Raw genomic sequence first — 17,810 nt, 5'->3', positions numbered from 1 at the left:
CGCTACCAGCTATAACGCACGGTGCCCTTGCCGGCGTAGGACTGCGTGACGTCGGAGAACTCGCCTTCGAAGGTGGCGGCGACGGAGAAGCCGTTCAGCCATTTCACCTCGGCCGAAGCGGTGGTCAGCGCGGAGTCGTGGGCCGGCGCCGCGCCGTTGACGACGAAGCTGGCCCCGGGCAGCGACTGGAAGGTCGCCGCCGCGCTGCGGTCGGTATCGAAATCATGGGCCCACGCCAGACGGCCGCGCAAGGTCAAGACCGCATTGGTCAGCGCGTAGGATTTGTCGGTGCGCAGACCAAGTTCGCTGCGGCTGTCGGTGACACTCTGGGAGGCATAGGACAAAGCGAAAGCGTTGGAGCCGGCCAGCGCCTGCTCGGCATAGGCCGGCAGTTCGAAGGTGGTGAACTGGCCCGCGAGGTAGGGCGTCACGCCGAGGCTCATCCAAGGTGCAACGAAGCGATAGCCGCCTTCGAGCCGTCCCGAAAAGGCGTTGGCATCGAAATTGGCGCGCAACTGATCGACGCCCGCCAGGGACACGGTGCGATCGGTCGTAATGTTCTGCCAGCCATAACCGAGCGCGCCGGAAATATAGGCCGCGCCGACCGTGTGCTTGATGAACACGCCGGCCTGGAACAGGTCGGAACGTCCGGTGCCGAGGCCGTTGACGCTGAAATTGGTGCCGCCGCCCGCCAGCGCCAGTCCGGCCACCGTAAAGGGCGAAATACGATAGTCGGCGCCGACGACGCTGCCATAGATCTGGCTGGTGCTGCCGCTCGATCCCAGCGACGCATTGCCGTCGGTGGTCTGGCTGCCGCCGAAGCCGCCCGCCCATACGCTCCAGCTTTGCGCGAACGGATCGGCCGGCCGCGGCGTCGCCTTGTTGTAGATCGCGGCATAGGCGTCACGCTCGCTCTTGGAGCCGGACGTGTTGTTCGATGCGTAGGCATTGGCGGCGCTGGGATCATCGGCATAGGGCGATGCGCCCGGGGTCGATACCGGCGCATCGGCACCGCTCATGTGATCCATCAGCGAAGAGACGAACTGCGTCATCGCGCCAAAGGTCGTCTGCTGCGCGCCGGTGCCGATTTCACCCGACAATTGCGACAGCGCGCCCGGAAGCGCTGCGGGTGAAAGATTCAGCAAATTGGCAAAACCCGACGGCAGCGAACCGCTGGCATTGACCGCGCGGTCGATCGCCGAGGCCACCTGCGTTTGATTGGCATTGAGGCCGGGCAGCTGTCCGAGCGCCAGCGCCAGGGTCAGTTGGGCGTTGGTCGAGGTATAGCTGAGCGAACCCGCGATGAAATCCGGCAGCGCCAGCGCATTGAACGTGGTGCCGCCGAGGCCGCCTGCGGCCGACAGGATCGTATAGGGCTGCTCGAATTTGTAGGTGCCGGTCGGCGAAACCACCATCACCGTGCCCGCGAGCGTCGCGGTGCCGGTCACGCTGGTCAGCGCCGAGCCCGACTGCGAGACCCCGATCAGATAGGCCGCCGCCGTGGTGAATGCCAGGTTGCCGCTGACGGTCAGCGTGCCTGAGCCGTAGCCGGGCGCCAGGGTGCCGCCATTGATGAAGGTATTGCCGACGATGCCGGTGCCGCCGAGCGCGCCGGCCGCATTCACCGTCGTCAGGCTGGACGAGGCGATCGAGCCGTCGATGTTAAGGAGACCGCCGTTGACAATGGTGGTGCCGGTGTAGGTGCTGGCGCCACCGAGTGTCTCGGAGCCGGTGCCGGTCATGATCAGGCCGCCGGTGCCGCTGATCACGCCAGCGTAGTTGAAGGCGAGACCGCTGGTGACATTCATCGTCAGCGTATTGCCGTTGAGCAGCACGGCGGTGTGGTTGCCGGCCTCGTCCATCAATCCCTGGACGGTGTTGTTGGCGCTCAATGCCAGGGTTGCGGTCACCGGGCCACCGCTTGCTGCCGCTCCGGTTCCCTGCGGACCACCGACGCGGCCGAGATCGACGCCGCTACTGCCGGCGATCGCGTTGGCGACGCCGAGGGTCAATGTGCCGGCCTCGACGAAGGTGCCGCCGCTATAGGCCTGCACGGCGGCGAGCGTGAGGTTGCCGCTGCTGCTGCCGGTGCTGTCATCCTTCACCAGGCTGCCCGAGAGCATCGGGCCGCTGGTGGCTTCCATCTGGCGGCCGTCGCTGATCACGCCGCTATAAGTGCCATTGGTGGCCTGATCGAACACCACGAGGCCGCCGGCGTTGATGATATTGGCGTTTCCCGAGGACACGTTGGCGGTGGTGAGATCGAGGGTCGATCCCTGCTCGACCACGGTGCCGCCGCTGTAGGTATTGGCGGTGCTGGTGAACTGGACGGTGCCGCCGATCAGATGAAAGATGCCGAGGCCTTGAATCGGATCGTTGAACTTCGAGCCGCCATTGCCGGCATATTGCAGTTCGGTTCCGGCGCCAGCGAGGTCGATCGGAGTGGTGGCGCTGGCGCCGAAGATGCCGTTGGCGATGCGAAGCACGCCGCCATTGACGACCACCGTACTGCCAGCGGCGAAGCTGACGCCGGCTGAGCCCGACAGATCAAGCATGCCGCTGCCATTTTTGGTCAGCGCGCCAACGACGCCGACGCCGGTCTGGGCGATGGTGCTGGACAACGTCGAACTGAGGTTGTTGACGGTGTCGCCGATCGTGAGCGCGGCGCCGTTGCTGATATTGACGGTGCTGTTGGACCCGGCCGAATTCAGGCTCGCAAGGGTGTTGTTTGCGGTGACGGTGAGAACCGCCGGGGCCGGTGATTTCTTGACATCCGACAGCGTGATGCCGGTCGAATTGCTGGCGAAGATATTGGTGCCCGAGAGCGTGACCGTGCCGGAATCGATATTGATCGCACCGCTCACATTCGCGGCCGTCGATAACGCCACGCCGCCCGATCCGGCGAAGGTCAAACCGTTGCTGCCGGTAATCGACGCTGAAATGGTCGGATTGCTGCCGCTGAGCCAGATCACGCCTTCGCTGCCGCCGAAGGCCAGCGTGCCGTTGGAAATCGCCGAGCCCGATGCCAAGATCAGGCCGCCGGCGTTGGTGCCGTCGCCGATCGTCAGCGTTTGGCCGCCGAGATTGATGGTTTTGCCTTCGGTGTTGAGTGCGAAGGCGGCGACGTTACCGGCTGCCGTGGTGTTTGCCGCCAGCGCCACGACGCTGCCGGGCGCGTTGGTCAGCGTGGTCGCGCTATAGGTCGCTTTGACATATCCGTTGGCGCCATAGGTGACGAAGTCATAAGGTCCGCCGCTCTTCGCCACACCGTTGTTGGTGACGATGTAGACCGGCGCGATGGCATCGGTCGCGGTATTGACCAGCGAAGCAGCGCCGACGCCGGAGAACAGCTTCTCGGTTGCCGTCCCCAGCGATGACGCCGAGGTCGGCTGGATGATCAGGGTAGCGCCAGCGGTGCGGTTGATGCCGTTGGTCAGCGTCACCGTTTCGCCGGCCGCGCCTCCGGCCAATTGCAGCGTGGCGGTGCTGCTGATCGCGAGATTGTTGAACGTGACCGCGCCGGCCGTCGTCGTGTTGCTGTTGAGGATGTCCAGCGTGCGCTGGGCATCGGACAGCGTTCCCCAACTGGTGGTGAATCCATTGACGTCGAAGGTGCTGCCGCCGCCGAGGAAAATGTTGCGCTCAAGAGCCGTGAAGGAGGCGCCCGCCTGCAACGTGCCGCCGTTCAGCTCGATCTGGCCGATCGATGCCGCCGGGCCGGTGGTGTTGCCGAGCGCGGCGTCGCTCATGACCTTTACGGTCGGGGTGCCGCTGGAGCCGATGATGATATTGCCGAAGAAGTCCGGGCTGGCCGTCGACAGGGTCAGGACACCTTTGCCCGCCGACGAAATGTCGTCGATCGTCAGATCCGAAAAGCCGGTAGCATTGCCGATCCCAGTGCCGCCGGGACCGACGCCAAGCGATACGAGCTGTCCATTCAGGGTGACGTTGAAGTCGTTGATGCTGATGGTCGCGGCTTCACCGCCGACAGCGATCGTCCGCGAAAGTGTGTAGTTCGCGCCAGCCCCGGAGACGACGTTGCCACTGTTGTTGAGAGTGCCCAGCGTGAGTGTGCCGTTACCCTCGGTAAGGCTGTTGAAGATGATGCCGTTCGCAGCCTGGACGCTGGTCTTGATGTTGTTCAGATCGATGGTTGCACCCGCCGGCGCCGCGGCGCCGAGCGCGCCATCGTTGGCGACGATGAGGTTGCCGGCCAGGATCGACGTGCCACCGGTATAGGTATTGGCGCCGCTCAAAGCGACACTGAACTTGTCGTCGTTGCCGAGTTGCATGATGAAGCCGACATTCGGCGTGCCGACGGTGATGGGATTCGCTGCCGTGCCCGCATTGATCGTGGTGATGCCGGTGAAGCCGCCATTGCCGTCGAGCGCACCGGTCGAGAGCGTCGAATTGCTGATGACGCTGCTGACGGTGAGATTGTTCGACAGAATGAAGCCCGGCAGTTGCGCCGCGGTGACGGTTCCGGCGACATTAGGCAGCGTGGTCTGGCTCGACGCCGTCAGGTTCCATTTGGTGGCGATGGCGATATCGCCCGGTGACAGATACGCCAGTCCGAGCCCGTTATTGGCACCGCGATAGGCCGCAGCCTCGAAGAAATCGGAATAGAATCCGGTCATCTTGTCGAGGCCGGGGGTCGACGCGCCCACCGCTCCGGTGATGTTCGCCGAGGTCGTGAACAGCTTGCTGCTCTTGTTCTTCAGGATGCTGTATTCGAGACCGCGATAGGGATCGCTGGTCAGTCCCGTCAGGCTGGTCGGGATCGGCGCGCCGGTCGCGGCGTTGACCGTCTGCGGCACGCCGTCATTGAGCGGCAGCAGCAGGTTCTGCGACTGCATCGTCGCAAAGAACTGGGCCATCGTCAGGTTCGAGTAATTGGCAATGACGTTGACGAAGACGTTCGGGTTGGAGGCGCCGAAGCTGGAATCCTGCAAGGCGGTGAAGGTGTGATGCCCGTCCGTCAGATAAAGCTGGCCGCCGGGCCCGATCACAACCGGCTCGATGTCCGTCAGCAGATTGCTCTGCAGCTGCGATGGGGCCAGAAGATCGAAGCCGGCGGCTTTCTTGCCGACCTCGGTGAAGCCTTCGTTCATCTGGGTGGGGCGCAGGCTGTCGACCGGCACTTGAAACAGTGCGAGCGCGCCCGGCACGATGGTCGAGGCCGTCGTCGGGTCGTAGACCTGGAAAGCCGATGCCGCCAACTGCCCGGCGTGCGCGCTGCCGGCAACTCCCATCGCGATGACGGATGCGGAACATAACAGCGTCAGACGCCGCAGGGCTTGCTGGGGAACGGCTTGCCGCACCCGAGAGGAAACCGGTGCAACGGACCTTGATGACACTAACGCAGCACAAAACACGCGGCCAAAGCCGCTCGACAAAAACGCCACCACTAGTACCCCAACCCCATTATTCCCAGTCTTCTGGGAGTTGATTAGGGCTGGCACATAACAGAACTGTGACAGTGCGGATTTGTGGAGATTTTTTAATGCACAACCAAGCGCAGCGAAATATCGAGAGGGGATCTGCAGCCGCTAACGCGCCGCCAGAACCGGAGCGAACCCGTCGCGGTTGGCGCGCCAGGCGCGGCTGTATTCCATGATCCGCGCGGTTTCGTCGGCGACTCAATTATCAGGTTACGCGCCATCGTTTGAATTTCCGCGCGGTAGGCTGCCCGCGCAATGACGCCCCGCCCCTGTGACGGCCATCACAGACCTACCCCCCGCATTGACCGAAACTCCCTGTCATCGAAACAGGGGAGACGGTTATGAAAACGATTGGTTGGTCGCGGCTGAACACCGCAGTGATTGTCGCGATGGCGGTTATGCTTCCGGGTCTGGCCGTGCAGGCTACCAAGATTGCGAAAATCGAGATGTCTTCTGTGGTCGGTGTCAACTCCGGCCTCGCCGCCCTTGGCGCGGTTGAAGCCAGCAACTCGACACTGCTCAATTCGGCGACGAGCTTGCGGTTGAGCGGCGTGTCGCTCGCGTTACGCTGAGCCCAGCTTCTAATAGCCGCTACCGGCTAGATCTCGACCCGGAATCCGACCTCGATGATGGCGTCCTGGGGGATCTTGAAGAAATCGGGAGCCCGGCTCGCGATCCGGTTGAGGAACGAGAACACCGCGAACGTGACCGGCTCCATCGCCGAGCCGTCCTCGCGGCGGACGATGGTCTCATGCGCAATGTAGTAGTTCTTGTGGTCGAGATCAGCATCGAAGCCGAGCTTGTTGCAGTTGATCAGGGTCAGCGGAATATCCGGGGTCTGCATGAAGCCAAGCCGGACCTGGATCCGGTAGAAGCCGTGGCCGAGACGATGCACCGAATGCCGCTCGTGGAACGGCACCCGCGGCCGGCGATCCGACACGAACGTCAGCAGAACCACGGTGGCATGCAAAACCCGGTTGTGCTCGATATGACGCAATAGCATCGGCGAAGCGCCATGCTCGACCTTGGTCAGCCATACGCCCATTCCCGGCGCCCGGCCGATGCACCGCTGGTCCGCGTAGCCGAGGAACTCCTTGAGCGGCATCGACATCTCATGAAGCTTGTTGCTCACCTCGGACGATCCCTTGCGCCAAGACAGCATCAACAGCGCGATCACGGCGCCGACGATCAGCGGAAACCAGCCGCCTTCGGTGATCTTGATCGAATTGGAGACCAGGAACACCGCATCGATCGCGCCGAATATCGCGATGATCGGGATGGCGACGCCGGGAGGCCATTGCCATCGCGACACCGCGACACGATACAGAAGTATCGTGGTGATCAGCATGGTACCGGAAACAGCGATGCCATAAGCCGCGGCCAGGCTATCGGACGATCGAAACAGCACCACGGTGAACAGCGTGCCCGCCATCAACAGCCAATTGGCGGCCGGCACGTAAATCTGGCCGGCCTCGTCGGCCGAGGTCGAGACGATCCGGGCCCGCGGACATAACCCCATCTGCATCGCCTGCCGGGTCAGCGAGAACACGCCCGACACCAGCGCCTGCGACGCGATGATGGTCGCACACGTCGCCAATACCAGCATCGGGATCAACGCCCAGCCGGGCGCGAGCTTGTAGAAGGGATTATCGGCGGCGGCGGGATCGCTGAGGATCAGCGCCCCTTGCCCGAAATAATTCAACAGCAGCGCCGGCAGCACCAGGCCAAACCAGGCCCGCCGGATCGCCGAGGCGCCGACATGGCCCATATCGGCGTACAGCGCCTCGCCGCCGGTGAGCGCGAGAAACACCGCGCCGATCACCACAAAGGAAATCCTGGGATCGTTGACCAGGAAGTGCACGGCTTCCAGCGGATTGACCGCCCTCAGGATCGCGGGCGCCATCCAGATATTGGACAGCCCGAGGCCGCCGAGCACGACGAACCAGGCCACCATGATCGGCCCGAACAGTCTGCCGATGCTGCCGGTGCCGTATTTCTGGATCACGAACAGGCCGACCAGCACGGCGATGGTAGCCGGAACAATAAAATGCTCGAAGTCCGGCGCGATCAGTTTCAGTCCTTCCATCGCCGACAGCACCGAGATCGCGGGCGTGATGACGCCGTCGCCATACAACAGCGATGCGCCGACCACGCCGAGCAGCACGAGGGCCGGAAGCCTGGCGCCATCGGCCACCTTGTCGGCGGCCACCAGCGAGAGCAGCGCGAGGATGCCGCCCTCGCCGTCATTGTCGGCCCGTAAGACGAAAATCACGTATTTCAGCGACACCATCATGGTCAGCGCCCACAGGATCAGCGACACGATCCCGAGCACGTCGGCGGCCGCCGGCGCATGGCCGACGCCGATCAACGCGACCTGGAAGGCATACAGCGGACTGGTCCCGATATCGCCGAACACTACGCCGAGCGCGGTCAGCGCCAGGAACCAGGGGCTGCCGGCATGATGCAAATATTTCGGATGATCGAGCAGCACTTCCGCGCGACTGAGGCCGGAATCGGCCACGGAACGGTCGATCAAACCGCCGACCGGAGCACTCGATGGCATATCCATAGGCACCTCACGACACGACCCGCGCGCGCAAGATTGGCATTCAAGATTTAGGCCATGTCATTTAGGCCATGCCCAAACACTCGTCATGCCCGGGCATAACCGTCCGAAGGACGGCGTCGCTTCCGCTCGCCTATGTCCCGGGCATCCACGTCTTTGCAGAACATGAGCAAAGGGAGACGTGGATGGCCGGGACATCTAGCGCGAAGACGCGCTTCGCGCTTCTGCCCGGCCATGACGAAATTATTCCTCCGAAGTCGAACGCTTCAGCTCGCCTGCGCCGCCGGCACCTTGATTTCGTTCGGCAGGATGATCGCGGCGGCGACCACCAGCAGGCAGAGGCCGGCGAAGGCGTGCAGCATGGTGACAAAGCCGCCCTGCTGGTACAGCCATGCCACGAGGCCGACCGAAGCGCCCGCCGCGGTGAAGCCGATGAAGTAGCGCACGGCGTAGGCCCGCGAGCGCCATTCCTCGCTGGTATATTTGCCGACCATCGCATCGTTGACGGTGACCTGCCCGAACGCGCCCATCACGATGCCGATCGAGACCAGGATCAGCGGCAGGTTGGACAGGGTCGCGGCGAAATACAGAAATGGCGCCAGCACGAACGACAGCGGCAGCGACACCGTCTTCAGCGAATGCTTATCCAGTAGCTTGCCGATGGTGTATTGCGTCATCGCGCCGAACACGTAGACGCAGGCCGCGATCACGCCGAGCAGCGCCGGGCTATTGGTCAGATCCGCCAGCCGCTCCGCGAACAGCTTTGGCAGCGCCACGGTGACTGCGTTGAAGGTGGTCGATATCGCGATCACCACGATGAACAGCGCCAGGATCACCCGCCACATGTCCTGCTTGGCGACGCGCGCCTGGGCCGCGGCCTGCTTCGAGCCCTTGCGGTCCTCGTGAGCGACCATCAGCGCAAACGCCACGCCGATCCCGATCGTGACCACGCCGGGGATGACGAAGGCATAACGCCAGCCGAGATATTGGCCGACCACGCCGGTGACCAGCGCCGACGACGCCACGCCGAGATTACCCCAGACGCCGTTGAGCCCCATCTCGTGGCCGAGCTTGTCGGCATAGGACACGATCATGGCGGTACCGACCGGATGATAGATCGAGGCGAAGATGCCGATCGACAGCAGCGCCGTGCCGAGTTGCAGCGGCGTCTGCACCAGCCCGACCGAGATCATCGACAACCCGATGCCGCCAAAGAAGATCACCATCATGTGTCGGCGGCTCCAGCGGTCGCCGAGCCAGCCGGTGATCAGCGATCCCGCGCCGAACGCGATGAAGCCCGGGGTCGCATAAGGCAGCAATTCGGAATAGGCCATGCCGAGCGCAGGCCCCATCACGATGACGGCGGCGGCAAAAATAAGCATCGCATAATGATCGATGAAATGGGCGGCGTTGACGAAACCGATCACCCGGGTCGGGTTGTTCATGGGACTAAACCTCGTGTCGAATCCTGCGGTCTTTCCTGTTAGCTTATAGGGTGTTAGCCTGACGGGATGTCGCCAATGACTATCGCCGAAAAGCCAATCAGCGCGATCCTCGGCCGCCGTCTTTCAACCGGCGACGGCGTCCACATGATTGCCAACCGCTACCGCAAGGGTGTGCGGCTCGACACCCATCTGCACCGTGAGGCGCAACTGGTCTACGCCGCCGAGGGCACCATGCAGGTGACGACCCCGAAGGGGCGCTGGCTGGTGCCGCCCGATCGCGCGGTATGGGTGCCCGCTCTGCTCGAACATTCGATCGACGTGCTGGCCGACATCGAAATGCGCACGCTGTATTTCGATCTGGCCTGGCTGGCGCGGCAAGACCACGGCGAGAATCTCCAAGCCGAATATGTGGTTCGGGTATCGCGGCTGCTGCACGAGGCGATCCTGGCGCTGTTCGATGGCCGCAACAATCCCGAACGCGCCGAAATCCTGATCCGGCTCGCGCTGCTCGAGCTGCACGAGGCGGAAGACTCCGCGACCTTCATCCCGCTGCCGCACGAGCCGCGCTGCCGCCGTGCCGCCGATATCGTGCTCGCCGATCCCACAGGCAGCCATGAGATCGAGACCCTGGCGCGCAGCGTCGGAACGTCGGCGCGGACCTTGTCGCGGCTGTTCGCCTCGGAGACGCAATTAAGCTTCAAGAGCTGGTGCCAGCGCGCACGCATCGCAGCCGCAATCCAGAAGCTGTCGACCGAGGCCAACGTCTCGGTCAAGCAGGTCGCATCTGATCTGGGCTATGCCAGCGTGCCGGCGTTTTCGCATGCGTTCCGCCAGGTCACCGGCAAGACCCCGACGGCATTTTCAGCCAAGCAGTGAGCCGTCGCGCCGACCGTCTCGGCAGCGTCGAAATCGCACGCGATCACAGGCGTGCCTGCTGCCTTCGTTAAAATGCGTCCTAAGAAAGCTACCGGCGAATAACCGTGCCAGCGCCGCATTGGTTAAGCCAGTCGCGTTTCGTTTTCGATGAGGCCGAAGCCTTCGATAACCGTAAAACAGAAACGGCTATTGTCTTTATTCCACCGTAAAGCTTTACGGATATTAAGGGTTTGCGAGTGGTACGCAGAGAGATTGTATCGTGTCTATTCAGTTGTTTCTCAGGCAGCGAGCCGTCATCGTCACCGTGGGCGGGAACTACACGCTGCCCAATTGGTATGACAAACAGGGCAAGCCGCGCACCTTTGCGTGCCGGACGACCCGCGTCTCGCCGTTCCGGATGATCGTCGAAGTGCCCGTGGTCGGCAAGATCGGGGACCGCGTCTCATCGTATTTCAGCGATTTCGGAAAGCTTGAGGGCCACATCACCGACACCGGGTCCGGAGGCTTTCTGTGCGAACTCGCGATGGACAAGCCGATGCGCGAAAAGCTCGCGAACCAGCTTGCCTGGCTGGAAAAGAAACAGAAGAACCCCAGCATCCGCGACGCCAGGAAGCAGGCGCGCATCATTCCGGTAAATCCACATTCGTCTCTGACCTTCGCCGATGGCAGCATCCGCAGTTGCTTTGTGATCGACATGTCGATGTCCGGCGCCGCGGTCTCGGCTGACGTGCAACCGGAGATCGGAACGCCGCTGGCGGTCGGCGCCTGCATCGGCCGCGTGGTCAGGCTTTTACCCGATGGCTTCGCGGTCAAGTTCGTGGAACAGCAGAGCCGCAACGATCTCGAGCGGCGCGTTGCGCGAGTCCCGCCGCCGCATGCGGCCGTCTACGCCTCATCCCCATAAGACAAAATCGGTCTGCGGGCTTCGACGCGAGGCTGGCCGGTCACGCATCGAGCCAGCACGGCGATACAGGCGGCCTTACAACGATTGACAATGACGACTTGACCGCGACGACATGGCCATGACGGCTCCGCCGTTTTGCGCTAGGCTGTCATGCGCGCTTGAATGTGCCTGACTTTGCCCTAAATCATCTGTCACAAGCCCGCATCAACCGGTTTGGATTCGACCCACCCCATGGCCAACGCCTTTTTCTCCGATCTGCTTTCCACCATTACCGAGCGGAGCCGCACCCTGCTGCGGCGCGGAAGTTCATCCGACGCCAAACAGGACCCCTCCGACCTGCTCGAATTATGCGAGGCGCTGCTGTCGGGCCGCGGCGAAGCTTCCGGCACCGCGATCGCCCGCGAAGTGCTCGACCGCTATCTTCACCTCGATGCAACCGGCCGGCTCGCCTTCTTCCAGACACTGGCGCGTGACTACGGCCCGGACCGCGAAAAGCTGTCTCATGCCATCGAGACCTGGCGCGCGCAGCCCAGCGACGACGACGCCAGCGATCTGCATTACGCGTCCGAACCGCGGCGGCAAGAACTGATCCGCCGGCTCAACCGGGCGCCGGGCGGCACCAGCGATCTGGTGTCGATGCGCGCGGATTTGCTCGGCGTGATCACCAGAGACAAAAAGGACAAGGGCAATAAGGACTTGGCCGCGCTCGATCGCGACATCGTGCATCTGCTGTCGTCATGGTTCAACAGGGGGTTTCTCGTGCTGCGCAGGATCGACTGGTCAAGCCCCGCCAACATCCTCGAAAAGATCATTCGCTACGAGGCGGTACATGAAATCCGCGACTGGGACGATCTGCGCCGGCGCATCGACCCGGTCGATCGGCGTTGTTACGCGTTCTTCCATCCCGCCCTGCTCGACGAACCCTTGATTTTCGTCGAGGTGGCATTGACCGAGCAGATTCCGGGCGCCATCGCGCCGCTGCTCGCCGAAGACCGCTCGCCGGTCGCGATCGAGCGCGCCCGCACCGCGGTGTTCTACTCGATTTCGAATACCCAGCGCGGCCTTGGCGGAATTACGTTCGGCAACTTCCTGATCAAGCAGGTGGTGCAGGAATTGCAGCGCGAATTGCCGAAGCTGGATACGTTCGTGACGTTGTCGCCGGTGCCGGGCCTGATGCCATGGCTGAAGCAGGCCGACGACCTTCCGGTATCCGACGAGGGCCGCGCGCTGCTCGACAGGCTGGATGAACCGGGCTGGGCCGAGAACGCCGAACTCGCGGGCCAATTGCGTTCGGTGGTCGAACCGCTCGCGGCGCATTATTTTCTGAAAGCCCGCACCTCGAAAGGCCGGATGATCGATCCGGTGGCGCGATTCCATCTCGGCAACGGCGCGCGGCTGGAACGGATCGACTGGCTCGGCGACCTCTCGCCGAAAGGCCTGCGGGAATCCGCCGGCATCATGGTCAACTATCTCTATCGTCTCGACGATATCGAAAAGAACCACGAAGCCTATGCCGACCGCTACGAGGTCGCGGCATCGAGCGCGGTGAAGAAATTGCTCAAGCCGGAAGGCCGGCGGCTGCTGGATATGCGGCTGACGTCGAATTGAAACGAACAGATTCCGTCATGCCCGGGCTTGACCCGGGCATCCACGTCTTGGGACGTTGATGGCGAGAAAGACGTGGATGGCCGGGCATAGGCGAGCGGAAGCGACGCCGTCCTTCAGACGGCTGTGCCCGGCCATGACGAATAATTGCTACGCCGCCAGCGCCTTCATTTCCTTGTAGAGGTCGGATTTCCCCTCAAAGCCGATGCCGGGCAGATCCGGCATGGTGATGTGGCCGTTCTCGACGCGGACGCCGTCCGGGAAGCCGCCATAGGGCTGAAACAAATCCGGGTAGCTCTCGTTGCCGCCGAGCCCGAGGCCGGCCGCGATATTGAGCGACATCTGGTGCCCGCCATGCGGAATGCAGCGGCTAGCCGACCAGCCCAGCGTCTGCAACACACCGAGCGTGCGCTGATATTCGCACAGGCCGTAGGATAGCGCGCAATCGAATTGCAGCCAGTCGCGGTCGGACCGCATGCCGCCGTAACGAATGAGGTTGCGGGCATCCTGGTGGCTGAAAAGATTCTCGCCGGTCGCCATCGGTCCCGGATAGAATTCCGCGAGGGCGGCTTGCAGCTGGAAATCGAGCGGATCGCCGGCCTCCTCGTACCAGAACAGCGGATAGTCGCGCAGCATCTTGGCGTAGGCCACCGCGGTCTCGAGATCGAAGCGGCCGTTGGCATCGACGGCGAGTTGGGCCTGGCTGCCGATTTCCTGGAGCACGGCTTCGATGCGCTGGCGATCCTCCGCAATCGGCGCGCCGCCGATCTTCATCTTCACGACATTGTAGCCGCGATCGAGATAGCCGCGCATTTCGCCACGCAGCGCCGACAAATCCTTGCCGGGATAATAATAGCCGCCGGCGGCATAGACGAAGACGCGTGGATCGGCAACGCGGCCGTGACGTTCGGCCAACAACCGAAACAGCGGCTTGCCCGCGATCTTGGCCACCGCGTCCCACACCGCCATGTCGATGGTGCCGACCGCGACCGAACGCTCGCCATGGCCGCCCGGTTTCTCATTCGACATCATCGCGGCCCAGACCTTGTCGGGATCGAAATTGTCGCCGGATGGGTCGAGCAGCGTCTTCGGATCGGCTTCCGTGATCCGCGATGCAAAACGCTCACGGATCAGCCCGCCCTGCCCGTAGCGGCCGTTCGAGTTGAAACCATAGCCGACCACCGTCCGGCCATCGCGCACCACATCGGTGACGACGGCAACGAGGCTCGTCGTCATCTTGGTGAAATCGATATAGGCGTTGCGGATGGGCGACGAGATCGGTTTTGTAATCTCGCGGACGTCGACGATACGGACCATGGTGGGTGGCTTTCGCGTATGAACAATTTCTTCGTCATGCCCGGCCTTGTGCCGGGCATGCACGTCTTACTTGTTGCAGGTCAAGAGAGACGTGGATGGCCGGGACAAGCCCGGCCATGACAGCCTACTTCATTCCGGCACTGGATTGCTTCGTCGCTATCGCTCCTCGCAATGACGAACTCTTACGATTCCGCCTTATCGCGAAAATACGGCTCGACCGCGCCGTGAACCTTCAGCGTCAACGGGTTGCCGTAGCGATCCCTCGCGTTGCCCGCGGTCACCCGCACCCAGCCCTCACTGACGCAATATTCCTCGACATTGGTTTTCTCGACGCCCTTGAAGCGGATGCCGACGTCGCGCGCGAGGATGTCGGCGTCGTAATACGGGCTCTTCGGATCGGTCGACAGACGGTCGGGCAGCTGATCGCTCATCACTTCGCTCTTCTCGTTCACAATAGCCCCTCGATTTCCTTGACCAGCCCTTCCGGCTTGGTGGTCGGCGCATGCCGCGCCACCACCTTGCCGCTGCGATCGACCAGGAATTTGGTGAAATTCCATTTGATCGACGAGCCAAGCAGGCCGGATTTGGCGTTCTTCAGATATTGATACAGTGGATGGGCGGCGTTGCCATTGACGTCGATCTTGGCAAACATCGGAAAGGTCACGCCGTAATTGATGCTGCAGAATTGTTCGATCTGCGGGGCATCGCCGGGTTCCTGGCTGCCGAACTGGTTGCAGGGAAATCCCAGCACCGAAAAGCCGCGCGGCGCCAGCGTCTGCTGCAACGCCTCGAGGCCCTTATATTGCGGGGTGAATCCGCAGGCACTCGCGGTATTGACGATCAGCAGCACCTGACCCTCGAACCGTTTTAGCGGAACGTCATCGCCGGCAAGCGATGTCGCCGTGAAATCGTAAATACTCGACATCTCGTTCCCTCCGTTCGCGGCTCGATTACATCAGTGCACGGGATCGACCGGCGACGACGGCGTGCCGCCGGCCTCGATCGCTTCGCCCGCCAACAGGCAGAGATCTTCGCGAAAGCGGCCCGCGACCAATTGGACGCCGACCGGGACGCGCCCGACCAAACCCGTCGTGACGGTTAGCGCAGGCAGCTGCATGAAGGGAATAGCAATCTGCGGCAATTGCGCCCGCCATACCCGGGCAAACGACGCATCGTCCTTGCGGTCGAGATGGTCGGGGAACGGCAGTTCGGCGCAGACCGGCATCAGCACCACCGGATATGTCTCCAGGAATTGCAGCCAGGCGCGCGCGATCGGGGCGCGCCGCACCAGCGCCTTGGAGAAGGCATCCCCATCGAACGGAAACACCTTCGACCGGTTGCCGCGCAGGCAGGCCAGCGCCCCCGGATCGCCCTCGCGCTCGGCCAGTTCGAGCTGCGTTTCATAGCTGTCGCCGAGCCAAAGCTTGGTCTGCAAGTCCGCGGCCTCGCGCAGCGGCGGCACCTCGACTTCCTCGACCGTCCATCCGGCGCGTTCCAGGCGCTTGCCGGCGTCCCTGACTGCGGCTTCCACTTCCGCCACCGTCTCAAGACCGTCGGGCCGAACGCACATCGCCACCCGCTTGGGCATCGGCGGTCCTTCGAGCGGCGCCGGTACCCACCAGGTGTCGCGCACATCGGGGCCGGACATCGCCGCCAGCGCGATGCGAAGATCGCCGATCGTGCGCGCCAACGGGCCCGATACGGCGCTGCATTGCGGTGCAAAACGCCATTCCGCCACGGAAGCGTTGCGGGCCGCGACCCGGCCTGTGGTCGGCCGCAGGCCGTGGACGCCGCAGGCATAGGCCGGATAGCGGATCGAGCCCGCGATATCGGTGCCGTGCGCGATATGGCCGATGCCGGCCGCGACCGCGGACCCCGCGCCACCGGACGAACCGCCCGGCGTGATCGAGGGATCGCGCGGATTCTTGGTGTCGCCATGAACGAGGTTCGTGGTGAACCAGCGATAGGAGACTGCCGGGCAGTTGGTGCGACCGAGAATCACCGCGCCGGATTTTCGCAGATTGTCGATCACCGGCGAGTTCTCGCGCGCGATGTTGTCGCGCTGCAGGTTCAAGCCGTTGGTGTTGGCGTAGCCTGCCTGATCGATATTGACCTTCACCGTCACCGGCACGCCGGCGAGCGGACCGACCGCCTCGTTGCGCGCAATCGCAGTGTCGATCAAGGCGGCCTGCGCCAGCACGTCCTCGGGACGATGATCGACCACGGCGTTGATGGCCGGATTGACCGCGTCAAGCCGCGCCAGCGCCGCCTCCGCCACCTGCCGGGCCGAGACTTTTTTGGATTTTATTGCGGCGGCAACATCGGTTGCCGACAGGCGCCAGAGATCTTCCATGAACTGCTCCGTTTGATCTTGTCGGGTTTTATCGCGTTTTCAGGCGAATTGGATACCGATTCGCGTCAAGAAAACGCGTCAAAACAAGGACTAAAGCGCCGCCATTGCGGCTGCGCCATCACGATTCCGCAACCAAACAAGCCCTTCGCGGCAAGCGCCAGTCCAAAAGATCAGCGCACCCTGGCGATATAATAAGCCAGGTCGGCGATCTGGTCGGCGGTGATCGGTTGCAGCACCTCGGCCATGGTGCCGTCATAACCGTGGCGGCTGTTATCCTTTAATTCCCGCATCGTCTTGGCGAGATAATCCTCGCGCTGATTGGCGATCCGCGGAACATTGTCGCCGCCTGAAAAATCCGGCTTGTGGCAGGAATTGCAGCGGTTCTGCGTCGCCAACAGCTGCGCGCGCGCCATCCGAGCGGGATCGCCGGCATCAGCCGGGGCCGCGGGCTTCGGCAGCGTCGCAATGAAATCGGAAAAGACACGAAGGTCGTCGTCGGTGAACGCCTTGGTCATGTCGTTCATCGGCTCGAACGTGCGCAGCTTTTCGCGGAACATGAAAAGCTGGATCAGCGCGTAAGGCGCCTGCTGGCCGCCAAGCGAGGGGATATTTTCGGTCTCCGATTGGCCATGCTCGCCATGGCAGGCAAAGCAGGTCACCGCACGTTCCTGGATGGTCTCGGCGTTCAGCGGCGACAGAAAAACGGCGAACGCCAGGAAAGCAAACATTTTACGCATGGGAAGATGGTCCTGGCGAAATGAATAGCGTTTTTCGTCATTGCGAGGAGCGAAGCGACGAAGCAATCCAGTGTTACGATTGTTGCCCTGGATTGCTTCGCTTCGCTCGCAATGACGAACTTTGTAGTCTTTAAGGTCTTACTGCGCAGCCACCTTGTTCGGCTTGCCGTAGGTCACGCGATAGACCGCGCCGTTCCAGTCATCGGAAACCAGCAGCGAGCCGTCCTTCATCTGCATCACATCGACCGGGCGGCCGACATATTTGTTGTCTTCCAGGAAGCCGGTCAGGAACGGCTCGACGGATTTCACCGTACCGTCCTTGTTGAGCTTGACGACGGCAACGTCGCCGCCGGCCTTGTTGGTCCTGTTCCACGAGCCGTGCCGCGCAACAAAGATCGCGTCCTTATAGGCCTTCGGGAACATGTTGCCGGTGTAGAACCGCATGCCGAGCGCGGCAACGTGCGGTCCCATCAGGCCGACGGGTGCGGTGTAGTTCGAACAGGAGTGGCCCCAGCCGAATTCCGGATCGGGGATATTGCCCTGATAGCAATACGGCACGCCGAAGT

General features: G+C 62.8%; 13 protein-coding genes. 4 read left to right on the top strand and 9 right to left on the bottom strand.

Annotated elements, in window-relative coordinates:
* Positions 1-2: 2 nt before the first annotated feature.
* Complete coding sequence (locus tag GSQ88_RS25405; RefSeq protein ID WP_159010517.1) at positions 3-5,321, bottom strand: autotransporter domain-containing protein; 5,319 nt, start codon at positions 5,319-5,321, stop codon at positions 3-5.
* A 461-nt stretch (positions 5,322-5,782) separates the two neighbouring features.
* Between GSQ88_RS25405 and GSQ88_RS25400 the strand changes: the two genes are divergently transcribed.
* On the top strand, positions 5,783-6,013 hold the full coding sequence (locus GSQ88_RS25400; RefSeq protein ID WP_159010516.1) for a hypothetical protein: 231 nt from the start codon (positions 5,783-5,785) through the stop codon (positions 6,011-6,013).
* 26 nt (positions 6,014-6,039) lie between these two features.
* Here GSQ88_RS25400 and GSQ88_RS25395 read toward each other — a convergent pair whose 3' ends face one another.
* Complete coding sequence (locus GSQ88_RS25395) at positions 6,040-8,010, bottom strand: potassium transporter Kup (RefSeq protein ID WP_210253890.1); 1,971 nt, start codon at positions 8,008-8,010, stop codon at positions 6,040-6,042.
* Positions 8,011-8,273: 263 nt separating this feature from the next.
* Positions 8,274-9,452: an MFS transporter gene (locus tag GSQ88_RS25390; protein WP_159010515.1), complete on the bottom strand. Its 1,179-nt coding sequence runs from the start codon at positions 9,450-9,452 to the stop codon at positions 8,274-8,276.
* A gap of 75 nt (positions 9,453-9,527) precedes the next feature.
* On the opposite strand from GSQ88_RS25390, the gene GSQ88_RS25385 reads away from it, so the two are divergent.
* The 3 genes from GSQ88_RS25385 (at position 9,528) to GSQ88_RS25375 (ending at position 12,840) form a co-directional block, all read left to right on the top strand.
* Positions 9,528-10,328 carry an AraC family transcriptional regulator gene (locus tag GSQ88_RS25385; RefSeq protein WP_159010514.1) on the top strand — a complete coding sequence of 267 codons (801 nt, stop codon included), beginning with the start codon at positions 9,528-9,530 and terminating at the stop codon, positions 10,326-10,328.
* Between the two features lie 259 nt (positions 10,329-10,587).
* Positions 10,588-11,232: a PilZ domain-containing protein gene (locus tag GSQ88_RS25380; RefSeq protein WP_159010513.1), complete on the top strand. Its 645-nt coding sequence runs from the start codon at positions 10,588-10,590 to the stop codon at positions 11,230-11,232.
* A gap of 231 nt (positions 11,233-11,463) precedes the next feature.
* Complete coding sequence (locus GSQ88_RS25375; RefSeq protein ID WP_159010512.1) at positions 11,464-12,840, top strand: malonyl-CoA decarboxylase; 1,377 nt, start codon at positions 11,464-11,466, stop codon at positions 12,838-12,840.
* A gap of 147 nt (positions 12,841-12,987) precedes the next feature.
* Here GSQ88_RS25375 and GSQ88_RS25370 read toward each other — a convergent pair whose 3' ends face one another.
* From GSQ88_RS25370 to GSQ88_RS25345, 6 genes are all read right to left on the bottom strand, one after another.
* Complete coding sequence (locus GSQ88_RS25370; RefSeq protein ID WP_159010511.1) at positions 12,988-14,154, bottom strand: mandelate racemase/muconate lactonizing enzyme family protein; 1,167 nt, start codon at positions 14,152-14,154, stop codon at positions 12,988-12,990.
* A gap of 182 nt (positions 14,155-14,336) precedes the next feature.
* Complete coding sequence (locus tag GSQ88_RS25365; RefSeq protein WP_159010510.1) at positions 14,337-14,585, bottom strand: DUF3297 family protein; 249 nt, start codon at positions 14,583-14,585, stop codon at positions 14,337-14,339.
* A gap of 17 nt (positions 14,586-14,602) precedes the next feature.
* The gene (locus GSQ88_RS25360; protein WP_159010509.1) at positions 14,603-15,079 is read right to left on the bottom strand and encodes a glutathione peroxidase; all 477 of its coding nucleotides are present in this window, start codon (positions 15,077-15,079) and stop codon (positions 14,603-14,605) included.
* A 30-nt stretch (positions 15,080-15,109) separates the two neighbouring features.
* Positions 15,110-16,507, bottom strand: coding sequence for an amidase family protein (locus GSQ88_RS25355; protein WP_159010508.1), 1,398 nt, complete (start codon positions 16,505-16,507; stop codon positions 15,110-15,112).
* A 170-nt stretch (positions 16,508-16,677) separates the two neighbouring features.
* Positions 16,678-17,244, bottom strand: a complete 567-nt coding sequence (locus GSQ88_RS25350) for a c-type cytochrome (RefSeq protein WP_159010507.1) — start codon at positions 17,242-17,244, stop codon at positions 16,678-16,680.
* A 138-nt stretch (positions 17,245-17,382) separates the two neighbouring features.
* Positions 17,383-17,810, bottom strand: a 428-nt coding sequence (locus GSQ88_RS25345) for a PQQ-dependent sugar dehydrogenase (RefSeq protein ID WP_502706768.1), incomplete at its 5' end; no start/stop codon positions are given.

It is taken from the genome of Bradyrhizobium sp. S69 (assembly GCF_009766005.1).
Lineage (GTDB): Bacteria > Pseudomonadota > Alphaproteobacteria > Rhizobiales > Xanthobacteraceae > Bradyrhizobium.
The sequence above is the reverse complement of the archived record's forward strand: the minus strand, read 5'-3'. Positions and strand labels throughout refer to the sequence as shown.